General features: G+C 33.9%; 7 protein-coding genes. 6 read left to right on the forward strand and 1 reads right to left on the reverse strand.

Annotation, left to right across the window (positions count from 1 at the left end):
- Positions 1-25: 25 nt before the first annotated feature.
- Complete coding sequence (locus AA81_RS10270) at positions 26-130, reverse strand: Rpn family recombination-promoting nuclease/putative transposase (RefSeq protein WP_245863590.1); 105 nt, start codon at positions 128-130, stop codon at positions 26-28.
- 242 nt (positions 131-372) lie between these two features.
- Here AA81_RS10270 and AA81_RS10275 point away from each other — a divergent pair, with 242 nt between their 5' ends.
- From AA81_RS10275 to AA81_RS10295, 6 genes are all read left to right on the forward strand, one after another.
- On the forward strand, positions 373-2121 hold the full coding sequence (locus tag AA81_RS10275) for a proline--tRNA ligase (RefSeq protein WP_103079163.1): 1749 nt from the start codon (positions 373-375) through the stop codon (positions 2119-2121).
- A gap of 343 nt (positions 2122-2464) precedes the next feature.
- Positions 2465-3424 (forward strand): asparagine synthetase A, encoded by a 960-nt coding sequence (locus AA81_RS10280; RefSeq protein ID WP_103079164.1) that lies wholly within the window; start codon positions 2465-2467, stop codon positions 3422-3424.
- Positions 3425-3479: 55 nt separating this feature from the next.
- Positions 3480-3668 (forward strand): hypothetical protein, encoded by a 189-nt coding sequence (locus AA81_RS14035; protein ID WP_146026650.1) that lies wholly within the window; start codon positions 3480-3482, stop codon positions 3666-3668.
- A 139-nt stretch (positions 3669-3807) separates the two neighbouring features.
- The gene (gene iscB / locus AA81_RS10285; RefSeq protein WP_103079165.1) at positions 3808-5070 is read left to right on the forward strand and encodes an RNA-guided endonuclease IscB; all 1263 of its coding nucleotides are present in this window, start codon (positions 3808-3810) and stop codon (positions 5068-5070) included.
- 20 nt (positions 5071-5090) lie between these two features.
- On the forward strand, positions 5091-6560 hold the full coding sequence (locus AA81_RS10290) for a hypothetical protein (RefSeq protein WP_103079195.1): 1470 nt from the start codon (positions 5091-5093) through the stop codon (positions 6558-6560).
- Between the two features lie 251 nt (positions 6561-6811).
- On the forward strand, positions 6812-7168 hold a 357-nt coding region (locus AA81_RS10295), incomplete at its 3' end, for an adenosylhomocysteinase (RefSeq protein WP_211292692.1).

Consider the following 7168-nt stretch of genomic DNA (forward strand, 5'->3'; position numbering starts at 1 on the left):
TATTTTTCTTCCCATATGCTCATAACTATTTCAACACTTCAATTCCTACTTTCCCTTCAATGTAGCTTTTGTGTTCCATAAGAATGTATATGTATCCATCTTGTCCATTTATCTTTGTTTTGAACAGCATAATTATACCATATGTTTTTGATGGTATGCTATCTTATCGAATAACTTCTGTATAACAAGTTTTATAGCGCCCTTCCCCGCTCCCCACCCGTGGGGAAAAGGATCTTTTTACTTGTTAATTTAATTGTACTAAAAGACTCAATATATTCATTACAACAAAAATTTAACTTAACAATATTTCTATGGTATAATTTCTCATAAAGTACAAAAAATTAAATTTGCTAAAAAATCGGAGGGATAATCTTGAGATTTTCCAAACTATATGCTCCTACTTTAAAAGAAACTCCATCTGATTCTGATATAAAAAGTTACGAGTTATTGATCAGAGGAGGGTTTATAAGAAAGATCTCATCAGGTGTTTACAGTTATCTTCCCCTTGGATGGAAGGTCATAAGAAAAATTGAAAATATAGTCAGAGAAGAAATGGAAAAGATAGGTTCTCAAGAAATCATGTTACCCATAATACATCCAGCAGAGCTGTGGAAAATGACGGGAAGATGGGAAGATTACGGTCCAGAATTGATGAAACTTAAGGATAGACACGATAGAGAGTTTACTTTAGGTCCCACGCATGAAGAAATAGTCACATTTTTGATGAAAAATGAACTTAGGTCGTACAAACAGTTCCCCGTCAACCTCTTCCAAATAGCTACTAAGTTTAGAGATGAAATAAGGCCAAGGTTTGGGGTGTTAAGAGCGAGAGAGTTCATCATGAAAGACGCCTATACCTTTCACACCGACTACAACTCATTGCATGAATCTTATCAACATTTCTATGATGCATACAATAACATCTTAAAAAGAATAGGTTTGAAATTTGTTGTTGTAGAAGCGGATACAGGTGCAATTGGTGGTTCTTTTTCTCATGAATTTCATGTATTGGCACAAAACGGCGAGGGTGAAATATTTTACTGTGAAAAATGCGGTTATGCAGCCAGTGATGAAAAGGCAAGATCAGGAGAAGATTTTTCAGCAGATGAGAAACAAGCTATCAAAGAAATGGAAAAAGTAGATACTCAAAACGCCAGAACCATCGAAGAAGTTGCCAAATTCCTGAACGTTTCTGAAAAGAAGTTGATAAAATCGTTACTGCTAAGATCCAGCAAAGGATGGGTGTTGGCTCTAATTAGAGGCGACTATGAGATAAACTTTGCCAAGATCAGGTCCGTCCTTCAAGATCAAAGTTTACAAATAGCTGATCCGCAAGACGTTCTAAAAGAATTTGGTGTAAATATTGGATTTATAGGCCCAATAAACATACCTGAAAATATCAGGATAGTTGCTGATCTAAGCATAAAATCTATAAGAAATGGTGTTATAGGGGCTATGGAAGAAAAAAGGCATTATATAAATGCCAACCCCGAACGAGATTTCAGAATTGATTTATTTGCAGACATTAGATACGTAAAAGAAGGTGAAAAATGTCCAACCCAAGGGTGTAATTCCATACTCAAACAGACAAGAGGCATAGAAGTTGGTCAAATTTTTGAATTAGGCGATAAATACTCTTCAAAAATGAACGCTGTATTCACCGATGAAAACGGTGAACAAAAACCTTACATAATGGGATGTTACGGCTGGGGAGTATCAAGAACTCTGGGGGCAATAGTTGAGCAATTAAACGATGAAAATGGAATAATATGGCCCAAAAGCGTTGCCCCTTTTGAAGTGGCAATAATACCAATTGCCAAGAACGATGAAGCAATTGTAAGTACATCACAAGAGATCTACGATTACTTTTTAAAAGAAGGAATAGACGTCGTTATAGACGATAGAGAAGTGTCTGCTGGATTTAAGTTCAAAGATATAGATCTAATCGGGGTACCGATAAAAATTATTATCGGCAAACGTTTAAAAGAAGGAAAAATTGAGTTAAAACAAAGAAATAAAACAGAAAGCACATTGATAGAATTCAAAAATGTAAAAGAGTTATACGATAAAGTCAAAGAAACATTAGAAAACTATGATCCAACTCAAAATTTAGCAATCTAACACATACCTTTTTCATCATCTCTTCAGTCTATTCTATCAACCATATTTGACAAGGAGCCCTAAAAATTTGACAACTCAATTTTTTTATGGTATAATTCTCAAAATTTGAGAATTTTTAAAGTAAGGTATTTAAATTTGATTTAGGGGAAAGTGCTTATGAAAATATTAAAAATATTGTTAGTTTCTAAAAAAGTAAATAATAATAACAATTTACAGCGTCGGTGATTACGCTGGGGATTGTTATTTTGAAAATTACCGACGCTAAAAAACTAGCGTCGGTTTTTTTATATTAAAAAGGCGATTTAGCGTCTTTTAAAAAAAAAACACTACAGGAGGGAAAATTATGGCAGAAGTAGAGAAGAAAGATAGAAAAGAAGATTCTGTGGAGTTAGTAAAAACTTATTTGGCGGATCAGACTTACAGTGACGCACTTTTAGTTCAATCAGAGATACTGAGGTTATCGAGGGAATTTCTTGCAGAAAAGGGTTTTGTCGAGCTTCTTCCGGTGACAATTTCTACAATCACCGATCCTTTGAATCATGATGTTTTTGATGCACAAATAGATTATTATGGTAACAAATATTATGTTACTAAATCCATGATTCTGCAAAAACAAGTTAGCGTTCTGGTTCATGATAAAATATTTTCATTTTCACCAAATTTAAGGTTGGAAATGGAGGAAAAATATTCTTCTGGTAGACACTTGATTGATTTTGTTCAACTAGATATAGAGGCTAAAGAGACGAAGAGAGAAGAGATTATGGATTTGATGGAAGATTTAATGATTTATGTATTAAAAGGTATATTGACAAAATATTCTGGTATAATAGAAAAGTATCACCCAAATTTAACTGTTCCTAAAAAACCTTTTCAAAAAATAAGTGTAAAAAAGGCAAAAGAGCTTTACGGTGAAGATTATGAAAAAATTTTATCTGAACGAGCTGAAGGACCTGTATGGTTGATAGATATTCCGCTTTTGGATAGAGAGTTTTATGACAAACAAGATATGGATAATCCAGAAGTATTGTTGGACTTTGATTTAATATATCCTGAAGGTCATGGTGAAGCCATATCTGGTGGTGAAAGAGAACATGAGCATGAGCAAATAGTAAAAAGAATCAAACTGAAAGGCAACGGTCTAGAAAGCTATGAAGATTATTTGAAATTAGCAAAAGAAGGGTTATTAAAACATTCTGCAGGTTGTGGTATAGGTATAGAAAGGTTCACTAAATACATATTAGATTTGGATCATGTTGAAAAAACTAGGTTGTTCGCCAAAGCTCCTGGAAAGTATACCATTTAGTTGTATTAACAAAAAAGGTCTAAATTGTTTATTATTGCAGAGCAGGAGACGTCAATTGAAGATCGTCTCTGCTTTGCCTTTCATAGAAGTTAACTTATTTTCCGCTGGAGGTAATTTGTCAACTACCCACCGTCTAAAGACGGGGACTTGTGATGAACAAGCCTTAGTTGACTACCCTCAGCCAGGATCAAACAGGCTCACGCCTCTAAAGGGAGATTATCGGGCTACGTTATATAGGTCATAACACCTTCGGATGTTTCTCCTAGTCTGTCGCTCTGTTGTTTAGCTTTAAACAATCCTGAGGGGTAGGGATAGTGAACTAAACGTAAAAAGCCTATATAACATTGGGGAAGGAGAATAACTCCGTTAAGGAGGTGCACTTTATGTTAGTGTACGTTTTAAACAAACATGGGAAACCTCTTATGCCTTGTAAACCTTCAAAGGCAAGAAAACTACTTAAAGAGGAAAAAGCCAAGGTTGTTAAAAAAGAACCTTTTACCATTCAACTGCTCTATGGTAGTAGCGGTTATAAACAACCTATTACTTTGGGAGTAGATGCAGGAAGTAAAACTGTAGGTTTGTCTGCTACTACTGAAAATAAGGAACTTTTTGCAGCAGAAGTTGAACTAAGGGACGATATACCTAAACTTATATCTCAGAAACGACAGTATCGTAGAGATAGACGTTTCAGAAAAACAAGGTATAGGGAACCACGTTTTTTAAATCGTGTCCACAGTAAAAACAAAGGATGGCTTGCACCGTCGGTAGAACATAAAATAAAATCGCACATTAAACTGATTGATCTAGTTCGCCATTTGCTTCCTATTACAAAAATTGTAGTAGAAGTTGCAAGTTTCGATATACAAAAGATTAAGAATCCTAATATTGAAGGTAAACAATACCAACAAGGTGAACAATTAGCTTTTTGGAATACAAGGGAATATGTTCTATGGAGAGATAACTATACCTGTCAACACTGCAAAGGCAAAAGTAAAGATAAACGACTCAATGTTCACCACATCGAAAGTAGGCAAATAGGTGGAAACGCACCGAGTAATTTAATTACATTGTGTGAAACATGCCATAAGGATTACCACGATGGAAAAATTAAATTGAATTTTAAAAGAGGACAAAAGTTTAAAGATGCTACATTTATGGGTATTATGAGATGGACTTTATACAATAGATTAAAAACACTATACCCTAACGTTCATCTAACTTATGGATATATCACTAAAAATACAAGGATACAAAATAGTTTAACTAAAACACATAGAATAGACGCTTTATGTATTAGTGGTCATCCTCAAGCAAAACAACTAGAGTATTATTATCACATTAAAGAAGTTCGACGACACAATAGACAAATACACAAAGCTAAAATTCTAAAGGGAGGAATAAGAAAACTTAACCAAGCACCTTATCTAGTACATGGTTTTAGATTGTTTGATAAAATAAGATACAACGGTATTGAATGTTTCATATTTGGGAGACGTTCAACTGGATATTTTGATATAAGAAAAGTTGATGGTACAGTAATTCATAGGAGTGCAAAAAGCAATGATCTAATCTTAGTAAGCAAAGTCAAAACTTTACTATGGGAAAGGAGGGAAAATTCTGCATTCCTCTCACCATTAAAATGGTGAGTTTCCTGCAGATATTTTTTATGAATATAAAAAGGGCTATTATTTCGGTTTACGACAAAACTAATTTAGAGGATTTAGCAAGTTTTTTATTTCGCAATGGTGTTGAAATTATATCCACAGAAGGGACAAATAAATATTTAGAAGAAAAAGGGATTCCCACTGTAAAAATGGCCGATTATATTGGATTTCCTGAAATTCTTGGAGGTCGTGTTAAAAGTATAGATCCAAAATTAGCTGGAGGTATTTTAGCCAAGTCTAACGATAAAAAACATGAAGAAGAGATGATCAATTATAATATAAAAAGAATCGATATGGTTGTAGGTAATTTCCCTACCTTTGAGGAAATTGCAAAAAAAACGAAGAATGAGGAATCACTTTTAGAATATATTGATATTGGAGGCTACTCTCTTCTTAGAGGCGCTGCAAAAAATTATAAAGATGTTGTAGCATTGGTAGATCCCAAAGATTATCAAACGGTTATTGACAATTTAGAGGATTGTGGCGATGTTCCTTTACAATTAAGAAGAAAGTTAGCTCTGAAAGTTTTCTTTTCTACTTCTAAATACGATGCCAGTATTCATAAAATCTTCTCTGAACTCTTTGCAGCTGAGAAGTTTGATCATGAATTTTTTGAAATATTGGGAAACTTAAGGTATGGTTCTAATCCAATGCAGGAAGCAATTTTAATGAAATTTTTGGAAGAAGACAGTTTTATCGATTATTTAGAAAATTTAACTTTTCATAAAAAGCCTACATTGAGGATATTGAAAGACATAAAGTTACTTTTTCATTTGGCTAGTTTCACAAACAATGAATTTTTAGGTTTTGCAAAGAAAGGAATTTTCGTATTTGGATATTCTTCTCCTACTGATGAAGAGAAAGAACAATTCATCAGGATTATCAAAGAACTAAAAGGTGGAGTCGTTTACAGTGACGATCCAAATATAATAACTGAACTGAAAGATTCAAAACATGATGGACTAATGACTTCTTATAATCTTGAAAAAAAAGAAGAGATACTTTCCTTTAAACCTATGGTTTTTAAGGTTAATAAGAAAGTTTTGAAACGAGACGAAGAATATATTGTGGATGGTGATCTAGTTGTAAAGCAAAATTTTCAAGAGATTGCTTTAGATTTGTCTCCTTCAGAGCAATTGGGTTTCGAGGTTGCTAAGGTTCATAAATCAGATACCGCTGTATATGTAAAAAACAATCTCATTAGCTCTGGTAATCAATCCTGCTTGAACAGAGAAATTGCATTAAATGCCCTCGAAAATACTTTGGAAAGATTTGAAGTTCTTCCAAAGGAAGGAACTATTATATTCGATTCTCCGATAAATTCCCAAAAGATAATTGATATAATATTAAATTGGAAGGTTGAAAAGGTAATTGTTCCTCCAACCTTACCGGGATACGAAAAATATTTAAAGGATTTAGAGGAAAAGGGAATTACTCTGTTGGTAACACAGAGAAGGTATCATCGGTATTAATATGTTTAATATTAATATTAATTCATTAAGGCGCTCTGTCCCTTAAGAACCCCGAAATGAAGTTCAAAGTCAAAATCATTTAAAAACATACTTTGCATAGTATCGCAAACAAGGGACTCTGCCCCTTGATGTATGGGGTTTTTAAGGGTGAAACCTCTTAATGTTAAGGGCGGAGAGTGAGGAATGGGGGCTATATATTGAGTTTTTAGAATTTCTTAAGTCACTAAAAGACGGAAGCAAGGAGGAGTAAGATGACTTCACTAGCAGAAAGCGGAAAAAAGAAAATAGAATGGGTAAAAAAACACATGAAAGTCTTAAACTATTTAAAAAATCTATACCAAACAGAAAAACCCTTTGAAGGTGTAAATGTAGCTATAAGCATCCATTTAGAGGCAAAAACAGCCTATTTAGGAATAGTTTTGCACGAATTAGGTGCCAACGTTGCAATAACAGGGAGTAATCCCTTATCCACGAAAGAAGATGTCGTGGAAGCTCTGAAAGCTTCTTTCCTCCCCTTCCCTTCCTCACTCCCTTTCTCTTCCTCTTTCTCTTTTCCCCCTCTCGATAAAATATTAGAAACTAACCCTAATATAATTTTAGACGACGGA

The sequence above is a fragment of the Petrotoga halophila DSM 16923 genome, assembly GCF_002924615.1.